At 48.5% G+C, this 18304-nt stretch carries 18 protein-coding genes; 12 read left to right on the top strand and 6 right to left on the bottom strand.

Going from position 1 to position 18304, the window contains the following annotated elements:
• Positions 1-57: 57 nt before the first annotated feature.
• On the bottom strand, positions 58-483 hold the full coding sequence (locus V7051_RS11005) for an ExbD/TolR family protein (RefSeq protein ID WP_333875010.1): 426 nt from the start codon (positions 481-483) through the stop codon (positions 58-60).
• A 135-nt stretch (positions 484-618) separates the two neighbouring features.
• Here V7051_RS11005 and V7051_RS11000 point away from each other — a divergent pair, with 135 nt between their 5' ends.
• Positions 619-1368: an energy transducer TonB gene (locus V7051_RS11000; protein WP_333875009.1), complete on the top strand. Its 750-nt coding sequence runs from the start codon at positions 619-621 to the stop codon at positions 1366-1368.
• 106 nt (positions 1369-1474) lie between these two features.
• Positions 1475-2002: a PepSY domain-containing protein gene (locus V7051_RS10995; protein WP_333875008.1), complete on the top strand. Its 528-nt coding sequence runs from the start codon at positions 1475-1477 to the stop codon at positions 2000-2002.
• A gap of 129 nt (positions 2003-2131) precedes the next feature.
• Here V7051_RS10995 and V7051_RS10990 read toward each other — a convergent pair whose 3' ends face one another.
• The 4 genes from V7051_RS10990 to V7051_RS10975 form a co-directional block, all read right to left on the bottom strand.
• Positions 2132-2848 (bottom strand): pentapeptide repeat-containing protein, encoded by a 717-nt coding sequence (locus tag V7051_RS10990; RefSeq protein WP_333875007.1) that lies wholly within the window; start codon positions 2846-2848, stop codon positions 2132-2134.
• A gap of 192 nt (positions 2849-3040) precedes the next feature.
• The gene (locus tag V7051_RS10985) at positions 3041-5515 is read right to left on the bottom strand and encodes a heavy metal translocating P-type ATPase (protein WP_333875006.1); all 2475 of its coding nucleotides are present in this window, start codon (positions 5513-5515) and stop codon (positions 3041-3043) included.
• Positions 5516-5606: 91 nt separating this feature from the next.
• The gene (locus V7051_RS10980; protein WP_333875005.1) at positions 5607-5990 is read right to left on the bottom strand and encodes a hypothetical protein; all 384 of its coding nucleotides are present in this window, start codon (positions 5988-5990) and stop codon (positions 5607-5609) included.
• A 74-nt stretch (positions 5991-6064) separates the two neighbouring features.
• Positions 6065-6433: a hypothetical protein gene (locus V7051_RS10975; RefSeq protein ID WP_333875004.1), complete on the bottom strand. Its 369-nt coding sequence runs from the start codon at positions 6431-6433 to the stop codon at positions 6065-6067.
• 293 nt (positions 6434-6726) lie between these two features.
• Here V7051_RS10975 and V7051_RS10970 point away from each other — a divergent pair, with 293 nt between their 5' ends.
• The 10 genes from V7051_RS10970 (at position 6727) to V7051_RS10925 (ending at position 17489) form a co-directional block, all read left to right on the top strand.
• On the top strand, positions 6727-8025 hold the full coding sequence (locus tag V7051_RS10970; RefSeq protein WP_333875003.1) for an urease accessory protein UreH domain-containing protein: 1299 nt from the start codon (positions 6727-6729) through the stop codon (positions 8023-8025).
• A gap of 404 nt (positions 8026-8429) precedes the next feature.
• Entirely contained in the window at positions 8430-8726 is a 297-nt protein-coding gene (locus V7051_RS10965) for a hypothetical protein (RefSeq protein ID WP_333875002.1), read from the top strand.
• A complete protein-coding gene (locus tag V7051_RS10960; protein ID WP_333875001.1) occupies positions 8723-9958 on the top strand; it encodes an ABC transporter permease in 1236 nt (411 codons plus the stop codon). Before V7051_RS10965 ends, V7051_RS10960 begins: the two co-directional genes overlap by 4 nt.
• Positions 9959-9960: 2 nt before the next feature.
• Positions 9961-10632 carry an ABC transporter ATP-binding protein gene (locus tag V7051_RS10955; RefSeq protein WP_333875000.1) on the top strand — a complete coding sequence of 224 codons (672 nt, stop codon included), beginning with the start codon at positions 9961-9963 and terminating at the stop codon, positions 10630-10632.
• 2 nt (positions 10633-10634) lie between these two features.
• On the top strand, positions 10635-11648 hold the full coding sequence (locus V7051_RS10950) for a hypothetical protein (protein ID WP_333874999.1): 1014 nt from the start codon (positions 10635-10637) through the stop codon (positions 11646-11648).
• A complete protein-coding gene (locus tag V7051_RS10945) occupies positions 11632-12246 on the top strand; it encodes a nitrous oxide reductase accessory protein NosL (protein WP_333874998.1) in 615 nt (204 codons plus the stop codon). The genes V7051_RS10950 and V7051_RS10945 overlap by 17 nt, the downstream gene beginning before the upstream one ends.
• The gene (locus tag V7051_RS10940; RefSeq protein ID WP_333874997.1) at positions 12243-12779 is read left to right on the top strand and encodes a TlpA family protein disulfide reductase; all 537 of its coding nucleotides are present in this window, start codon (positions 12243-12245) and stop codon (positions 12777-12779) included. Before V7051_RS10945 ends, V7051_RS10940 begins: the two co-directional genes overlap by 4 nt.
• Complete coding sequence (locus V7051_RS10935; protein ID WP_333874996.1) at positions 12679-14166, top strand: nitrous oxide reductase accessory protein NosL; 1488 nt, start codon at positions 12679-12681, stop codon at positions 14164-14166. Before V7051_RS10940 ends, V7051_RS10935 begins: the two co-directional genes overlap by 101 nt.
• A gap of 273 nt (positions 14167-14439) precedes the next feature.
• Positions 14440-16215: a protein-disulfide reductase DsbD gene (gene dsbD / locus V7051_RS10930; RefSeq protein WP_333874995.1), complete on the top strand. Its 1776-nt coding sequence runs from the start codon at positions 14440-14442 to the stop codon at positions 16213-16215.
• Between the two features lie 59 nt (positions 16216-16274).
• A complete protein-coding gene (locus V7051_RS10925; RefSeq protein ID WP_333874994.1) occupies positions 16275-17489 on the top strand; it encodes an NrdH-redoxin in 1215 nt (404 codons plus the stop codon).
• Positions 17490-17552: 63 nt separating this feature from the next.
• Here the strand turns inward: V7051_RS10925 and V7051_RS10920 are convergent, their stop codons facing one another.
• Complete coding sequence (locus tag V7051_RS10920; protein WP_333874993.1) at positions 17553-18251, bottom strand: hypothetical protein; 699 nt, start codon at positions 18249-18251, stop codon at positions 17553-17555.
• Positions 18252-18304 lie beyond the last annotated feature (53 nt).

The raw sequence follows: 18304 nt of genomic DNA, 5'->3' as shown, positions 1-18304 counted from the left end.
TCGTTCAACAACTGAGAAAACCATCGCTTGAAATGGTTCTTGCGTAAGTCCTAAAGATTATGTTGAGGGTTTTTCGGTTTCGATTTTGACCTTTTCGATACCAGCCATCCTGCAGGCACCCAAAACATCAACTGTGGCCTGCAGACTGCTGTTAAGATCTCCCCTGACGATCACAGTATTCAATGTGTCATCGCTTTGCTTTTTCTGCGACAACCATCCCGCCAAGTTGGCGATCGGCATTTTCTCGCCATCGGCGAGATACTGATTATCCTTGGTTATGAAGATAATTAAAGCTTGCCTTTGCCTCGATAGGGTATCGGAATATTCTGTGATTGGCACTGACACATCAATCGCTTCAAATACAGCCAGCTCGGTCGCAAATACAAAGAACAGCAAAATATTCAGAACTAAGTCCAAAAAAGCGTTCAGGTTGATGTCAGGCTGATTGGTCCAGCGGGAAGATCGTCTGGATTTATTTCTCATGTTAATCTTTAAACCATAATAGCTATCGTGCAGTCAGCACCTTAAAAAACAGAGAGAAAGCAAGACCTGATTTTGGGAATTAGCGTTGCCTTTGTAATTGATAATAGCATTTTATTTTAGGCGCCAAGACTATTAATGCAGCAAAACAATCAGCCAAACAGACCCTTTTGGGGCTTAAGGATTTCTATCGCTCTTCATGCAATGTTGCTTTGCATGTTGGCAGCGGTTAACAATGTTCACCAATCCGAGGTTAAACCTCTGCAGTTTGTCGAAGTTGCGACTATTGCCGTCACACCAGAACATCAGGGCCAGCTTTCGGCTCCGCCTACTCAGTCGCAAGCACAGCCTTTGTCCAGTCCGAAGCCGGTACCCGCTCCAATACCTACAAAACCGCTTAAGCCACAGAAGCCGAAAGTCAAAATCAAGCCGCGAGTTCCACTGGAAACGAGCACAGCGTTATCGAATATGCCGGAACCCGACTCAAACCCGATAGCGCCTCCCAATCAGGGGAATGCTGAAAATTCGCCGATCCCGACGGGTAGTGACAAAAACTCAACTGGTGGAGGTGCTGGTGGCGAAGGGACAGGTAGAGGTGGAGCTTCGAATCCCCAGAATCTGGTGGTATTGTACCGCGTGACGCCATCTTATCCGCCAGGAGCTAAGGCTCGAGGTATTCAGGGCTGGGTGCAGGTCGAATTTACTGTGACCCCTGCGGGAACGGTTAGTAATGCAAGAATCGTGGACGCCAACCCTAAGCAAATATTCGATCAGGCAGCACTCGACGCGATCCAGCGCTGGCGATTCAAACCCGCCCTCAAAGATGGACAGCCGGTGGAGCAAAAAGCCACACTCAAATTGGTGTTTCGGCTCGAGGCAGAACGGTAAATCGACGAAAAAACCAATGTAGTAAAAATCTCCACAAATCTATCAGGGGTATATAATCAAATTGCCCACCATTAGGGCGGGACTATAATTTTTTAGGAGAGCCTTCATGAACAATATCCAAAAAATCCTCATCGCGAACATTGCATTCGCAGTCTGTGCACCTGCAATGGCCGATATTAAAATACCGAAAACCAAGGTCAACATGGAAACCTGTTTAAAAGCGGCTTTGGCAAAACGCGATGGCGAAGTTATCAAACTTGAGTTCAAAGATGAACGTGGCGTTCCCACTTACGAATTCGAAATTCTAGGCAAAGATGGCAAGAGCTGGGAACTTGAATGCGATGCCAACAAGGGCAAAATAACCGAGGAAGAACAGGAAGTAGAAAATGGTGACGATCCCTTATTCAAGGAAAAAACCAAAATAAGCTTAGAGCAAGCCAAGGAAATCGCCCTGAAAGCGCATGCGGGGGACATTGTAGAAGTCGAGTACGAAATCGAGTCCGATGGTAGCGCTTCCTACGAGTTCGACATCAAAACTGCCGACAAGGGTGAAATCAAGTTGGAAGTAGACGCCACTAGCGGAAAAATCGTCGAAGACAACGAGAAAGAAATCTACCAAATCGGCAAGGAATAAGCCGGACGAATTTTAAGATCAAATATAAACATGTCGCCATTTATGATGCATCCAAACCGGTTCAGATTGGATTTTTAGCTTCATATTTGGCGGCATATTTATTTGTAGTTGTTAAGGCTCATCTGACAGTCACTTATTTTTTAACCCTAATGCAGTTTCTACCCCGTTAACGTTTTTGAAATTCGCCCCTTCCAGATTGGCATTGCGAAAATCTGCTTCAGAGACATCGGCTCCATTCAAATTTGCCCCTGACAAATCCGCCCACCGAAAACGTACTTTAGACAAATTGGCTTTTTGTAGTTTTGCATATGACATGACGGCATGGATAAGATTAGCGCCGCTTAAATCGACTCCATTGAGTACGGCATTGTTCATTTCAACTCGCGCCGGCGCCATGCCTTGATTGGTCATGTCAGCTCCAAGATTTGCATCTTTCAATTTGGCGTTAGTCAGGTTGACGTTATTCAATAATCCGATGATACGGCTTCCAGTCAAGTTGGCATCGGTCAAATCGGAGCTATCCAATACCACTGCATACAAACTGGCACCGGATAAATCCGCCCGATTCAACATCGCTTTACGGATCTGGGCTCGATTGAGATTGGCTCCCTTTAGTTTCGCCTCACTGAGATTACATCCGTCCAGATTTGCTGAAAATAAATCTGCGCCCTTAAAATCGATCCCTGATAAATCCAAACCGGAAAGGTCTTTATTGTGGAATTTTGGTTGATTATTTCCAGCGCTGGCTATGGTCGCTATAACCTGCTCTCGAGTGAGTTCTGCCGCCTCACAGGACAAAGTAACCGGGTTGATCAATAGCAAACTGTAAAACACATAACATCTCATAAAAACTCTCGCCAATGTTTCTTAGATTTGGCAGTGTGGATGAAGACAGTTCACATGGCAATACTACTTCGTCACAAAAGGAAAAAGCCAGGTAGGGCAACATATTTTCCTTGCCCGATGTTCCGGTATTCGGGCATAGGCAAGATATTCATTTACATAATCCAACATTTTTTGACGCCCTGCCCCATCCATCTATTTATGCTGTAACCTCAAGGAATTAAGCACTACCGAAATCGAACTTAACGCCATCGCCCCCGACGCAATCATCGGGTTAAGCTTGCCCAGAGCCGCCACCGGAATAGCGACCGTGTTGTAGCCCAAGGCCCAGAACAGGTTTTGTTTGATGACGGTCAAGGTTTCGCCGCTCAGCTCCATTACGTCGGCAACTTTGCTGATGTCGCCACTGACCAGGGTAAGATCGGCGGTTTCGATAGCGACGTCGGTACCGGTCCCAATCGCAAAGCTGACATCCGCCGATGCCAAGGCGGGCGCATCGTTGATACCGTCGCCGATCATGCCTACCTTGTGACCTTGAGCCTGCAACGCGCGGACAATTTCGAGTTTCCGGTCCGGTTTGGCGTGGGCAATGAGGGTATCGATGCCTACCTGTCCGGCAATGTAGCGGGCGGTTTGCTCAGTATCGCCGGTGACCATTATCGGGTTGATCCCAAGCTTGCGCAGTCTTTCGATAGCTTTGTCGGCGTTTGCCCGCGGCTGGTCGGCGATGCCGAACAGTGCGGCCGCTTTGCCGTCGACGCTGACATAAACCGGGGTCTTGCCTTGTTCGGCTAAGGGCCGTTCGCGTTTACCCAAGTTTTTTAAATCAACGCCGGACTCTTCAAGCCACGATCGGTTACCAATCAAAACATCGCAGCCATCGACGCGGGCGTGAATGCCGTGGCCGGGAACGTTGGTAAATGCTTCAACCTTGACCGGGCTGACATGGCGCTCCTGGGCATAAGCAACGATTGTTTTCGCCAGAAAATGCTCGGAACCGGATTCAGCCGCCGCGGCCAAGGTTAAGATGCGTTGTTCGCTGTTTTTGGCAACGGTAATAAAATCGGTAACCTGAGGTTTGCCCTCGGTAATGGTCCCTGTTTTATCGAATACGATTGTAGTTAGTTTCGATGCCATCTCCAGGCTTTCCCCGTTACGGATGTAAACCCCGCGCCGGGCCGCCTGTCCGGTGCCGACCATGATCGCCATCGGTGTCGCCAAACCGAGCGAACAGGGACAAGCGATTAAAAGCACGGCTATCGCATTACTGAAAGCGGCTCTAAAACTCACGCCAACCGACAGCCAAGCCAGGAAGGTAAAAGATGATACCGCTATCACCGAGGGCACAAAAACTGAGGAAATACGATCCACGGTTTTTTGGATGGGTAATTTGGACGACTGGGCCTGATCGACCATATGAATAATGTTTGCCAGCACGGTATCGGTTCCGACAGCGGTAACGCGCATTTTTAGAACGCCGTTGCCGTTGATGCAACCGCCGACCAAATGGTGACCATGCTCTTTTACAACCGGCAGACTTTCGCCGGTTATCATGGATTCGTCGACCGTCGAAAGGCCGTCAATCACGACGCCGTCAGTCGGAATTTTTTCGCCGGGACGAATCAGCAATATGTCATTGACGTGAACCTGGTCAAGGCTAATCAGGACTTTTTTATTGCCGTGCATGACGGTTGCGTTTTGCGGCTGCAAATCGACCAGCGAGCGAATCGCTTCATGGGCTTTGCCTTTGGCTTTTTCCTCCAGGTAACGGCCGATCAGGACGAAGGCTATGATTCCGGTTGCGGAATCGAAGTACTGCCCCCGTTTACCGGCCAGCAGGGACGCCACGCTATAACCATAAGACGCGCCCACCCCTATCGCAATCAGGCTATCCATGTTGGTAGCTCGTTGCCGGGCCAGTTTTATCGCTTTGTCAAAGAACGGCCATCCTGCCCATAGCACGATAGGCGTGGCGAGCAAATGCTGCGCCCAGTGCCAAAACCGGGATGAAGGTGCGGCCATGCCGATAATCATAACCGGCAAGCTCAGCACGCCGGCCAACATTGCACGGCGGCGGGCGTCAGTCAAACGTTGCTTCTCTCGTGCGATCATAATTTGGCGCTGAGCCAAGCTATCAAGATTCTGCGCCTTATAGCCCATGTTACCAATTGTCATGCATAAACTTTCTTTACTGATTCGGCCGGTTACCGTGGCAGTTTCCGTCGCGTAATTAACCGTTGCCGAAGAAATACGCGGGTCCCGCTTCAACAGCATCTCGATTAAAAGAGCGCAGGATACGCAACTCATCCCATCCACACTGAGATTGAATTCCTGTTCGGCGAGATATTCATCGTAGTCAGTAGGCAGCAATTGCGACGTCTTATTGAGAGGGGATGCAGGGGATCTTTTGCCCAGATTCGCCAGTAACGCATCCAAAAGCGTGAACAACTTTGCGTTCGGCAGTTTATCGGGGTCAAAATAGATGACTATCGAGGCGATATCGGGAACTGTGCGAACTTTTTCGATGCCGTCCCGCTTTTGCAGCAGAATTTCCAGAACACAGGCACGCTCGGGATCTTTGAGTAAAACCGGAGCGATCACGCGAACTCGGCGATTCAGTGCGTGAATCACTTTTCCATGAGTTAGATTACCGGCATGTGAAGATTTCATTTCAGCGTCCCATTTGAGTGATGTGTCAGAGCTTTAAAACCGGCAATGCCTTTAAAAACAAGATAGTATCTTTGAATACTCCCTTGCTGCTTCATTCGTGTTGCTGAGCTTCGCCGGAAGCCGAAATGATGGATTTACGGTACTTGCATACATAATAACCCACCGCGAAACCTAGGCTGAAAAGCACCAAAGGGTGTCTGACGAATTTGCTTACAGCCGTTTTGCCTAAACCGGTTGTAACAGCACCCGTTGCGACACCTGCGGCAATTCCGGGAGCTTTCGAATGCTTTGCAGCCTGCGCTACTTCCCCACCCATTTTCAGCATCGATCCCATTCCGTCCACCATCATCTGGGAAGCTCCTTCCATCATGTTGCCCATTTTTCCCATTGAGGCGTCCATCATTTTTGCCGTTCCGGCATCGGCAACGGTCTTCATCTGACTGGCTACAGTCTTTGCGCCGTGTACGTGTGACATAACTTATTGCTCCTTTCACAAGTAGTTAAAAAAACGGATGCGGATTCTTCATCGAGCTATGCTCCCTTAACAGTTTAATTTTGGGGGTCCGTTCCTTCTTCCGCCTCCTGACTTTCTGCGATCAAATCTTTAATATTTTCTTTTTGTTTCAATACAAAATCCTTGCCTTGTTCAGCGGTTTTGCTGGTGATTAAAATGATCTCCTTACGATATTTATGTGTCAGAAAACCTGCTGCAATCCCAAAACCGAACATAACCAGCGGCTGTTTGGCTAATGTCTTCATGACCCCTTTACCGGTTTCTATGATTGTCGCTGCCGCCACGGCGGTCGCGACACCTTTAACGACTAACTCCCCTTTAGACGTTTGAGCGCCTGACACTGTCATTTTCTTCTTATCTTTTTCCATCTCGTTGGAATATACCTGTTCAGAAATGTGTTTCATCGAATACCCATATAATAATTAAAATTCATTTAAGACAATTTTCATATTCAAGTCAATTTATATTCAGTCTGCTTATCGATGATTAATTAAAACGGACAAACTAATTACATACTATACAATCTGAATTTAGGTAATTAATTCAAGATTAACAAATATAAAATCAATCACTGCTTGACCCCTAGAGTAAATATTTAATACCCTATATTTTATTTACATTTTCCAGCATTATTCATCTGATGCCAATCGCCTTCTATATTATCTGAAGAGCTTCACCTAATACTCAAAATTCCATCATGAACATTGAAAACGAGAATCCCCAGCCTAACCAAGCACATCGTCGTAACACCTTACGCACGGCATTAAAAAAGATTGCTGCAGTCACATTTGCACTCCTTGGCATTGGATTCATTCTTTGGCTCGATAGTTGGTTCATGAATCACTCCGACATGCCTAAACTCAGTCGCGACATGAGCTACGGGCTGTTGATCCTGATCGGCTTCCTGACCAGCTTTCACTGCGTCGGCATGTGCGGACCGCTGATTCTCGGCTATACAGCAAAATCAGCTACCACCGGACATAAATCCTATGGCACGCATATTCTTTACGGTATAGGTAAAACCACTTCTTATACACTTTTCGGCGCGCTGTTCGGCGCATTTGGTTCGGTCGTCGCCTTTACACCTTACACGCAAGGCGCGGTCGGCGTTGCAGCAGGGATTTTCCTTTTTCTGTTCGGCTTGCACATGCTGGAAGTGTTCCCGGCCCTGGACCATTTTCAGTTCAAGATGCCCGGTTTTCTGATGCGCTTTGTCAGCAAGGAATACAGAAAGCACAGCAATCCTTTCGTAATCGGCTTGCTGAACGGCCTGATGATTATTTGCGGGCCGCTGCAAGCCATGTATGTAATGGCTGCAGGCACCGGCAGCTGGTCGCATGGCGCGGCGATTCTGTTCTTCTTCGGCATCGGCACCTTGCCGTTATTACTGGGTTTTGGTTTTTTGACCAGCCTGTTGTCAAAAAATTTGACGCCGAAACTGTTGAAAGCCTCCGGAGTAATCGTTATGGCGCTGGGAGCTATTATGCTGAACCGGGGCCTGGCAGTTACCGGTACCGGCGTCGACTTCAACACCCTGGTTGCCCGCGTTTCGCAGCAATTGTCACCGACGGTCGCGGAAAGCCCTTCCTGCGATATTGAACAAACCATCAATATGGACGTCGTTAAAACCGGATTCACACCGAATAAATTTACACTGCGCAAAGGCATTCCGGTTAAGTGGGTAATCAATGCCAAGGAGTTGAACGAGTGCAACAAGGCGATTGTGGTTCCTCAATACGGGCTGGATATCAAGTTGCAACAGGGCATCCAGGTGATTGAATTCACACCTGTCGAGACCGGCGTAGTGCCGTGGAGTTGCTGGATGGGAATGATTCCAGGGACATTTATTGTCGTTGATGACGAGTCTACGCCTGAAGTGAATATAACGCCTGAAGCCCAGGAAACTCCAGTAACAGAAAGTGATTGGCAACACATGGTTCGGGAACTGAAGCAGTGGTGGCAGCGACTGGAATCTGCCTTCCGGGCAGATTCATAATTATGATTAAAATATGCCGGGAATCTATGCATTATTTGCCTGCTATTAAGTGAGAATTTTTAAATAATAGAAGTTTAGAGTAGATATATTTTTTCTTATTAAACTGTGTTATTTAACACAGTTAATATGTGATATAACCTAGTTTAAATACTTTCTATTTATTGCGTTTTATTTAATATGTTGATCAATAATAATTAAATATAATTGGGCATGCATCATGCCTATTAATTAAGTTAAGCTTAAATATATTTGAGATTTTATAATAATAGAATCTAATTTATTGCCATGCCTGAATCATTTACTCATAATCTAAAAATACGATAGATTGAATCGGCAGATTCAACTATCCGATACTACTCTCAGCCTCCCTGACCGGCCTGTCGAACTTTATTTGAAAACTCCTGATGAGAAATTCCTCGTTATTTTTTTTGTATTTGTCTAGCGGAGTCTTTTTGCTGGGCCTGCTGCTAGTGCATGCCTCTTTTAGCGCAAAGGCACGGCAGGCAAACCTCGAAGAAAAAGCGATGCTGGTTAAGACACTAAAGCTGACCGATCTGTGCCTGTTCACCGAAGCCCGCTATACCCGGCATTTGTCGCAAGCCGATTTGAACACTGCATTTCAGGACCATCCGTTGTCGCTGGAACACTTCCCGTCCGGTTCGTTTACCCAACCACCCGAAAGCATTAGAAAACTCCCATGAAAAACTGGATTGAAAAGCAGCGTTACATTATCGATTTCACTATCTCTTCATTGCTGCGCAGAAAAGTGAAGAACTTCGGTTTGCTGGCTTTATATACGCTGATCGTCTTCATTCTGGCCTCGACGATGTTTTTCACTTACTCAATCAAAAAAGAAGCCTCGCTTATCTTGAAAGGCGCGCCGGAGATAGTTGTGCAAAAAATCGTCGCCGGGCGACACGATCTTTTTCCGGTCAATTATATCGAAACCATTAAAAACATCCGTGGGGTAGCTTCTGTCGAAAGCCGGTTATGGGGTTATTATTACGACAGCCTTGTAAGCGCCAACTACACATTGTTGACGCCGCCAAGCAACGATGGAGTCAAACAGTCCGCCAAGACCACGGTGGTTGAAAGCGAATCCGGAGGGCAGCCGGCCAAACTCCTGTTTGAACTGGGCGGCGCTGTGCTTGAACCCGGAACATTGATCATCGGCAACGGCATCGCGCGTCTTCGCGATATCGGCAAAGGCGATTACATGCCGTTTCGCGCTTTTGACGGCAAAGTGATGAACTTCAGGATTGCCGGCACTTTGTCCTCTGAATCAGAACTGGTTTCATCCGATTTGATGCTGATTACCGGGGAAGATTTTAGAAAGCTTTTCGGCATCGACCAGAGTCATGTGACCGATCTTACCGTCGCCGTCAGCAATCCCAGTGAAGTTGCGATGGTGGCATCAAAAATAAAGAATCGCCTGCCCGATGCCCGGCCGATTATTCGGGACGAGATTCTGAGAACTTACGATTCCATCTTCAACTGGCGCGGCGGCATGATGATAGTCATTTTCTCCGCCGCCGTGCTTGCCTTCGTTATTTTCGCCTGGGACAAAGCTTCGGGCCTGAGCGCCGGTGAGCGGCGGGAAATCGGCATACTCAAGGCCGTGGGCTGGGAAACCTCGGACGTAATCCAGATGAAGTTTTGGGAAGGGGCTGTGGTTTCGCTGACGGCTTTTTTCAGCGGCGCGATTCTGGCTTATGTGCATGTCTTTTTTACCGGTTCCATTGTCTTCGAGCCGGCGTTGAAAGGCTGGTCCAGCCTTTATCCCAATTTTAAACTGACGCCTTTTGTCAATCTCGAACAGCTGACCACGCTGTTTTTCCTGACCGTGGTTCCTTACACCGTAGCAACTATCGTTCCGATCTGGCGGGCTGCAACCATCGACCCTGATTCGGCGATGCGATTTACTGGAGAATAGTCATGATCGAACTGGTCAATGTTAAAAAAGTATTTAATGCCGGCAATCCTAGCGAGTTTTCGGCGCTGAACAGTGTCAACCTGTTTATAGAGGAAAACCAGGTTACCGTGTTGAAAGGTCCCAGCGGTTCCGGAAAAACCACGCTATTAAGCATCGTCGGTTGCATGAGCCGTCCTTCTGCAGGGCGGGTAAAGTTGCAAGGACGTGAAATTACCAGCCTGCCGGAGCGGTTCCTGACCGATATTCGCCGCAAGACCTTCGGTTTCATTTTTCAGCAACCGAACCTGATCAAGGGAATATCGGTATTGGACAACGTGATGTTGCCTGCCTATCCGCTGGGAGAAAAACGGTCCCATCTGAAAATCAAGGCGATGAAAGGGCTGTGCGAGCTTAATATTGCCAACAAGGCGGCTTCAAAAGTGGAGTGGCTGTCCGGCGGGGAAGCCCAGCGAGCCTCGATTGTACGGGCTTTGATCAACGATCCGCACATCATTATTGCCGATGAACCGACCGCGCATCTCGATACCAAGCTATCGTACCGGTTCATGGAAATTATCGAAAAATTCAAAGCGGAAGGCAAAACCGTGATCATCACCAGCCACGATCCGCTGGTCTATGAATCCACGATGGTGGACAGGGTGGTTAAGCTGCGTGATGGCCAGATCGAGGATTAGCCGTGATTTTGCATCCCACCGTCATCGCCAACCTGCTGGCCGCTTATATAGGCAGCGGCATGGTTTTATACGCCGTATTTTACGGCGTACAGATATTAAGGCATTGGGATATACAAAGCGGCCACGAATTGCAGTTGGTGCTGGAGCGCAAAACCTACCTGATTTCGACGCTGCTCTCGTACGTTTTCGGCCTCCAATTGCTGTCGCTTTTTTTATATATATTTACCGCCGACAGCCTGACCCCGCTTTTTGTCGGCGCGATGTGTGCTGCGGGTACGTTAAACGTCGATAGTTTCGGCTATCCCACGCTGGTGCTGAAAATCTTCAACTTTATTCTGGCCGGTCTCTGGCTGGTTTTGAATTATGCCGACAACCAGGGTTACGACTACCCGCTGATCAAAAAGAAATACCTGCTGCTAGCGGTCGTCGCTCCCTTTATCTTGCTGGAGACAATTCTGGAGAGCGCCTACTTTCTGAGCATGAAAGCCGACGTGATTACCTCCTGTTGCGGCAGTTTGTTCAGCAGCGAGCGGGTAACGGGCATAGGTTCCGAAATTGCTTCGCTGCCTGCATTGCCGATGATGTGGATTTTTTACAGCACTATGTTCTGCACGCTGTTGTGCGGGATTTTCTTTTATATGAAGGGCTTAGGTGGCTACCTTTATGCCGCGCTGAGCCTGTTGATGTTTATCATCTCACTGGTTTCCATCGTATCCTTCATCTCACTGTACATCTATGAGCTGCCGACCCATCACTGTCCGTTCTGCATCATCATGGAAGAGTACAACTATATCGGCTACCTGCTTTATATACTCCTGTTCGGTGCCGTGGTGTCGGGAATTGGTGTCGGTGCATTGCTTCCTTTCCGCCAAGTGGAAAGCCTGCAAGCCATGCTCGGCGGGTTCATCCGTAATCTGGCCCTGACTTCCGTCATTTTATATGCAGCGTTTACCGCGATGGTCAGTTATGAAATTGTTTCCTCAAGTTTGGTTATTGCTTATGAAGTTGTTTATTAAACCGTTTCCCGCATATGTAGGGCGTGCCGTGCGCGCCTTAGCTCCCAAGGCGCGCACGGCACGCCCTACAGCTGATGTCCTTAAGCCGGAAATAGAAGAGAGAAACTTTTACCGGCAGCTATACACCAAAATAATACTTTGGCTGTTTCTGCTTTTTAGTGTGAACGTCAGCTTTGCCGACGAGCCCGAGGTGACTATCAAAAAATCCGACCGCTGCCCGGTATGCGGCATGTTTGTCTACAAATACCCGAAATGGGTCGCTCAAATCATGTTCAAGGATGGCTCGTATTATTTTTATGACGGCGCGAAGGATATGTTCAAGCATATTTTCGACACCGCGAAATATACTCCCGGAAAATCGGCGGAAAATATCAAGGCTATTTACGTTACTGATTATTACGAGGTGGAGTTGATCGATGCCAAATCGGCTTTTTATGTGCTCGGTTCCGACGTATTGGGTCCGATGGGCCATGAATTACTGCCGTTCAAGGATCGGGAGTCCGCGCAGGAATTTTTGGAAGATCATAAAGGCAAATCCATCATCCGTTATCAGGATGTGACGCCCGCCGTCATCGAATCACTGGATCACCGCTCATGAGAATAATCGCCTATTTACAACCATTGCTACTGGGCCTGCTGGTTGTTGCAGCGCTTGGCGGATGCAATAAGCGCACAGGATTGCAGACCGGAGACGCCGCCCCCAGCGCCACGCTAACCGACTTCCGGGGCAAATCCGTAACTCTGCCCGACGCGATCAAAGGCAAGGTCGCTCTAGTGCGCTTTTGGTCCATGGATTGCGGTTTCTGTGACAAACAGATTGTTTTGTCTTTGGAGACGCTTTACCAAAAGTACAAAGATCGGGGCTTCGTTCCGGTGGCAATCGATGAAAGCCGTATAGTCAAAACCGACGAACGTCTCAAGCAATTCGATCACCTGACCTATCCGATGCTGGTCGATGAATACGGTTTGGTAGCCAAGCGCTTTGGTGTCATCGGTCTGCCGACCACTTTCGTTATCGACGAACAAGGCATTGTCCGGGACAAGATTACCGGAGAAGCCGGTATCGATGAATATGAAAAACGTTTTACAACCATCCTATACAAAGGAGTTTTTTATGAAAACGGTCAATAAAATAGCGTTCATGCTGGTGATACTCCAGCTTACCTTGATGTTGGACGTAGTATCAGCTGAGGAGACGCACAAACGTGAAAGCTGCCGGGTCTGCGGCATGTACATCGACCGCTACCAAAAAAGTGCGGCGGAATTAGTCCTTAAAGACGGCACCATGGAGCATACCTGCGGCGTCGCCTGTATGCTGCGCGAAGTTGAGGATGCCGGCGGCCTATCCGCATTCAAGTCGGTCAAAGTGCATGATTGGGTCTCAGGCGAGCTGGTAGATGCTCAAACGGCCACTTACGTGCTCGGCAGCGAGGTGATTCCGGATATGGTTCCGAACTACATCGCTTTCGCCAAGCGCGAGGAGGCCGAAGCGTTCGCCGCCAAGCAAGGCGGCGAGGTGATCGACTTCAACATTGCCTACGATGACGTATCGCCGGTAGGTACGACCGCGCCGTTTCGGATTCGCACCGCGGTGACTCCGGGTAAGGGCAACTTCAGTGCCGGCATGGTCTACGGTTATACTGAAAAAGACGATCTCAAGATCGGCTCCAACGGTGTGGATCCGAATAGTTTCATCCATGGCAACGTAGCTCAGCCCAGAGCCCCGAAAGAAATGCAGGTCCAACAGCAAGCCTTAACGTTGAATTATTCGCCAACTGACAACCTCGCGCTGTTCATGAACGTGCCCTGGTTCGAAAAAAGGATGAGCGTCCTGACTCAAGCGACACCGGGAAGATTCGGGGAAACAGTCGATAACACCAATGGAATCGGCGATATCAGTCTTGAAGGACGTTACAATTTATGGCGCAGCACTCGCTGGGACAAGTTTGCCAGCATTCTGCTCGGCACCAGCTTGCCCACCGGTCAATTCAATGCCGCCCGCGATGCGACGACCGGCTTGATCTCCCAAGCGCCGGGGCTGCAATTGGGCAAAGGCACCGCAACCTTCACTGGCGGGTTGCTCTACTCTCAGCGCTGGAAGGACTTCTGGCTACATACAACAGCTCTTTATAATGTCAGCCCGGAAAATAGCGACAAGTTTGCATTCGGTGACGTTGCCAGTGCCGGTCTGGCCTTACACTACACGCCAAACTACAACCTGATGGTCGGTATCGAAATGGACGCCAGCTACAGCGAGAAAAATCAAGACCGTGGCAACAAAATCGGCAATAGCGGTGGCACCGTCACCAATCTTGCGTTTGTCTCCGACTATAGGTTTCTCAATGCCCTGGGCGGTAACTTCAAATTACGGGGCTCGATCGGCTTGCCGATATACGAGGACCTGAACTCCCAGAAGGCAAGAAATGCCAGAGGCCAGTTCGAGCAGGTTCAACTAGGTAACGGGTTCTTCGGTAATCTTTCCGTTATTTGGACTTTTCGGGCCGCCCCGGATTATTGACAGTGCAATCGGGCTGTTCCAGCATTAATTAATGTTGAATCGAATTTCAACAACCCGCAACACGGTATCCGGTCAATTCAATAAAACGCATAACGTGCCCTGCTCTACTGTCATTATATTAAACGTTGTAGGAGCGGGCCGTGCCCCCGATGAACGAGTTACAATTCTCCCAAATCTCGCGGGCCGCGGCCCGCTCCTACGATGGCATTTTGCATAACTTAATAGAAGCGCCCTACCCGACTTTGGCCCTATAACCCGCTGGGGAGTTTGCTGATGGTTAAACCCTTAATCCTAAAATTTTTATTCTGTCTGGCACTATGTTTTGCCGGTCAGGCGTTAGCTGTCGATCAAGCGGATCTATTGCCCGCCGATCAAGCTTTTCAGTTCACATCCAAAGTGAAAAAAGCCGACAGGCTGGTGCTGTCCTGGGATATTGCAAACGGCTATTACCTGTATCGTAACAAATTCAAATTTACCTCATTGACTCCCGGCATCAAAGTGGGAGAACAGAGCTTTCCTCCCGGCCATGCCAAGCACGATAACTTTTTCGGTGACGTGGAAGTTTTCCGGGATCATCTTGAGGTAGAAATCGCTGTCCAGCGTCAGGACCCGAAACTGAATAAACTGGAATTAGAAGTTAATTTTCAAGGCTGCGCTGATGTAGGCCTTTGCTATATGCCCGTTCAACAATCCGTTTCTTTCGATTTACCGGATGAAGATTTCAATTGGTGGGCAATAACTTCCGCTTTCGGCAATTTTCCGCCCTTTATCTCGGAACAGAATAGTATCGCCGCATCGATAGGGAACAGATCGTTGTGGTTGATTATCCTGAGTTTTCTCGGTTTCGGTTTGTTGCTGGCTTTTACTCCGTGTGTGTTCCCGATGATCCCGATTCTTTCCGGTATTATCGTCGGCCAGGGTAGTCGGCTGACCACCCGTATGGCCTTTATGCTGTCTCTGGCTTATGTTCTGGCTTCCGCTACGGCTTATACGCTTTTCGGTGTATTGGCCGGTCTTTTCGGCAGCAACCTGCAATCTTTTTTCCAAGAGCCCTGGGTGATTGGTGCTTTCAGCGGGATCTTTATTTTATTGGCCTGCTCAATGTTTGGTTTTTTCCCTCTGCAAATGCCTACTGTTATACAAAGCGGAATCGCAAAAATCAGCGCCAAACAACAAGGCGGGAGTCTGTTGGGTGCGGCAATAATGGGTATGCTTTCCGCTTTGGCGGTCGGTCCGTGCATTACCGCTCCATTAGCGGGCGCACTGATCTACATCGGGCAAACCGGTGATGCGATGCTGGGCGGATTGGCGCTGTTCTCATTGGGGATAGGCATGGGAATACCGTTGCTTATTATCGGAACTTCCGCCGGAAAACTATTGCCTAAAACCGGCATCTGGATGAATGTCACGAAGGCTGTTTTTGGCATAGGATTGCTGGCAGTTGCTGTGTGGCTTTTGGGGCGCATCCTGCCGCCGATATTGACTCAAATGCTTTGGCTGGCGTTGCTGATTGTTCCGCTGGTGTATCTGGGTTGGAAAAAGCTTTGGAAAGGAGCCGGATTGGTCGCATTGACTTATGGGCTTTTTTTACTGGTAGGCGTCTTCACTCACCAGCAACGCGACGCCATGCAGCTTTTGTGTACCGCCGCAATCGCCTGTGAAGAACAACCGTCGCTGCCGTTTCAAAAGATCACATCTGCCGATGAGTTACAGCAAATGCTGGCCGAAGCGCATCTGCAAGGGCGTGGCCTCATGCTTGATTTTTATGCCGACTGGTGCGCATCGTGCAAGGAAATGGCGCTTTATACGTTTTCCGACTCCGCAGTCAGGGAAGTTTTATCGCCGATGATGCTGGTACAGGCGGACGTTACCCAAAATTCACAGACAGATCGGGCATTATTGAAAAAATTTAACCTGCCTGGACCGCCGGCAATACTTTTTTTCGGCCCCGATCAACAGGAACGCACTGCTTACAGGGTGATCGGTTATTTGCAGAAGGATAAATTCCTGGACATCGTTAACCGGGTTTTTAATCGGCCGCTATCTTAGCGTTTAATCTTTATCCGCCGTTTTTTTCCGAAATCAAAGCCACAATTGGGAAATTTTCATTGAACATAATAGTCAAGCTTTTTATTGCCGGTTTAATTTTATTAGCCACTTTCGCTTTGACCTCAGCGGCCGTTGCCGAGGTTAATAAAGGCGTTGAATCTGCCGACATTGAAGCTTTTGTTCGCGATGGCTGCCCGCATTGCGCTAAAGCCGAAGTGTTTTTGCAGACCCTTAAACGGGAACAACCGGCTCTGAAGATCGTCATTCATGAAGTGTCGCATGATCCGGCGGCATTGGAGCAATTACAGCGTTTTGCTAAAAATCAAGGTACAAGTACCGTCAGAGTGCCCGCTTTCCAGGTCCGCGGCCAATTAATCATCGGCTATTCCGATGAGATAACAACTGGACAGCTGATTCGCGATGCGTTAACGCAGGCTCGTCCGGCTCAAACTGCGAAAATGGCCGACACTTCGGGCAGTTGCGAAGCCGAACAAGCATTGTCCTGTGAAGCTGTAGCGGAACCGACGGCCCCGCCAACGCAAACTTTTACCCTTGATTTTTTTGGCCGCAAATTGTCGTTGAATGAAGTCGGTTTACCGCTGTTTACCTTATCCATGGGCTTGTTGGACGGCTTCAATCCTTGTTCCCTATGGGTATTGATCCTAATCATTTCATTACTTGCGCCGATGAATAACAGGCCCCGAATGCTCGCTATTGCCGGCACTTTCATTGCTATTGAAGGCCTGGCTTATTTTATTTTCATGACAGCCTGGCTTAATCTTTTCTTGCTGATCGGCTTGTCCCGTATTTCGGAAATAGTTATTGCAATCATTGCCCTGTTGGCCGGCTTGATTAATCTCAAGGACGTCTGGTTTCATGGTTACGGCGTTTCACTGTCGATTTCAGAGAGCGCAAAGCCGTGTATTTATGCCGGAATACGGCGTATTCTCCACGCGCAAAATCTTACCGGCGCACTGGTTGGGGCGGTGATACTGGCTGTTTTAGTGCAGCTTGTCGAATTCATGTGCACATCGGGTTTTCCCGCGCTATACACGAAGATTCTGACGCTGAAACAGCTCGATACCATGAGCTATTACAGCTATTTGTTGCTTTACAATCTGGCTTATATGTTCGATGACGTTATTATTCTAGCGATAGGCGTCATCACCTTGAGCCAGCATCGGCTTCAGGAAAAGGAAGGCCGTTGGCTTAAGTTAATCAGCGGTCTGGTAATGGTGGGGCTTGGCATTTACTTGGTAATAGCGCCGGCTTGAATTATTAAATCGCCCTCAACAAGGAAGTCTTGTATAAAAACCGGGCGGAGTTTCCCAGCCTCATTATCCCCGACAAGAAAGCTTTGGAAACCGATCTCTTCCGCTTTTATCCAGCACAGCAATCGCTTCCTCGCAGCCGATTATATTTTCCTTATTGTTAAGGATATAGACGGCCAAACGCTCAACAGCCTGCCAATGAGCAGGCGAACTTATGAATTGAAAGGCTTGCTCAAACAGCTCAGCCATCTTTTCTTCATGGCGGCTTCTGGCCGGGATAAAAATATCCAAGTACTCATACACCTTTTCAAGATCGGATGTGCCGCCGTAATAATGCAAGGAATTGATGTTAACCAGCCGGGCATTGAACTGTTCATCATCACGAAGAGCCACATGTTTTGCTTCCGCCAAAGGCCCGATCAGCAGGTTAATCATATCCGCCTCAAAAGCGGTCTGATACGCATCTTGCTCAGCGGCTGAGAAATAATGGGTACTTTCAATCAACGCAATCGGTAGGCTGTGAATCAGGCGGCCTCCTTCCACGACTGCGGCAAAATGATCATAAGCTAAGCGACTATCCAAAGAACTGTCTTTTTGGTGATCCAACGCCTTAATGGTGATTTGAAAATACACAGGCGGCAGTTGCTTCTGTTTATTGTAAAGATAAATGGCGCTTGCGTGACCGGCCTCATGGAAGGCGATTTGTCTGAGCAAGTCTTGATCATCAACGGGGCAAGATATATCGGTTTGATAATTTCGTTTCATGATTCCACCTGTAAGCCAAAAAGATGCGGCCAGGGCTGCTGACCGCACACAGA

It is taken from the genome of Methylobacter sp. (assembly GCF_036845245.1).
Lineage (GTDB): Bacteria > Pseudomonadota > Gammaproteobacteria > Methylococcales > Methylomonadaceae > Methylobacter_A.
Note: the sequence above shows the minus strand (reverse complement) of the source record. Positions and strands in the feature narration are given on the sequence as shown.

Bases quoted from the DNA above. Each gene is read 5' to 3' on its own strand.
- V7051_RS11005 (WP_333875010.1), bottom strand. From the start codon at position 483: ATGAGAAATAAATCCAGACGATCTTCCCGCTGGACCAATCAGCCTGAC.
- V7051_RS11000 (WP_333875009.1), top strand. From the start codon at position 619: ATGCAGCAAAACAATCAGCCAAACAGACCCTTTTGGGGCTTAAGGATT.
- V7051_RS10995 (WP_333875008.1), top strand. From the start codon at position 1,475: ATGAACAATATCCAAAAAATCCTCATCGCGAACATTGCATTCGCAGTC.
- V7051_RS10990 (WP_333875007.1), bottom strand. From the start codon at position 2,848: ATGAGATGTTATGTGTTTTACAGTTTGCTATTGATCAACCCGGTTACT.
- V7051_RS10985 (WP_333875006.1), bottom strand. From the start codon at position 5,515: ATGAAATCTTCACATGCCGGTAATCTAACTCATGGAAAAGTGATTCAC.
- V7051_RS10980 (WP_333875005.1), bottom strand. From the start codon at position 5,990: ATGTCACACGTACACGGCGCAAAGACTGTAGCCAGTCAGATGAAGACC.
- V7051_RS10975 (WP_333875004.1), bottom strand. From the start codon at position 6,433: ATGAAACACATTTCTGAACAGGTATATTCCAACGAGATGGAAAAAGAT.
- V7051_RS10970 (WP_333875003.1), top strand. From the start codon at position 6,727: ATGAACATTGAAAACGAGAATCCCCAGCCTAACCAAGCACATCGTCGT.
- V7051_RS10965 (WP_333875002.1), top strand. From the start codon at position 8,430: ATGAGAAATTCCTCGTTATTTTTTTTGTATTTGTCTAGCGGAGTCTTT.
- V7051_RS10960 (WP_333875001.1), top strand. From the start codon at position 8,723: ATGAAAAACTGGATTGAAAAGCAGCGTTACATTATCGATTTCACTATC.
- V7051_RS10955 (WP_333875000.1), top strand. From the start codon at position 9,961: ATGATCGAACTGGTCAATGTTAAAAAAGTATTTAATGCCGGCAATCCT.
- V7051_RS10945 (WP_333874998.1), top strand. From the start codon at position 11,632: ATGAAGTTGTTTATTAAACCGTTTCCCGCATATGTAGGGCGTGCCGTG.
- V7051_RS10940 (WP_333874997.1), top strand. From the start codon at position 12,243: ATGAGAATAATCGCCTATTTACAACCATTGCTACTGGGCCTGCTGGTT.
- dsbD (WP_333874995.1), top strand. From the start codon at position 14,440: ATGGTTAAACCCTTAATCCTAAAATTTTTATTCTGTCTGGCACTATGT.
- V7051_RS10920 (WP_333874993.1), bottom strand. From the start codon at position 18,251: ATGAAACGAAATTATCAAACCGATATATCTTGCCCCGTTGATGATCAA.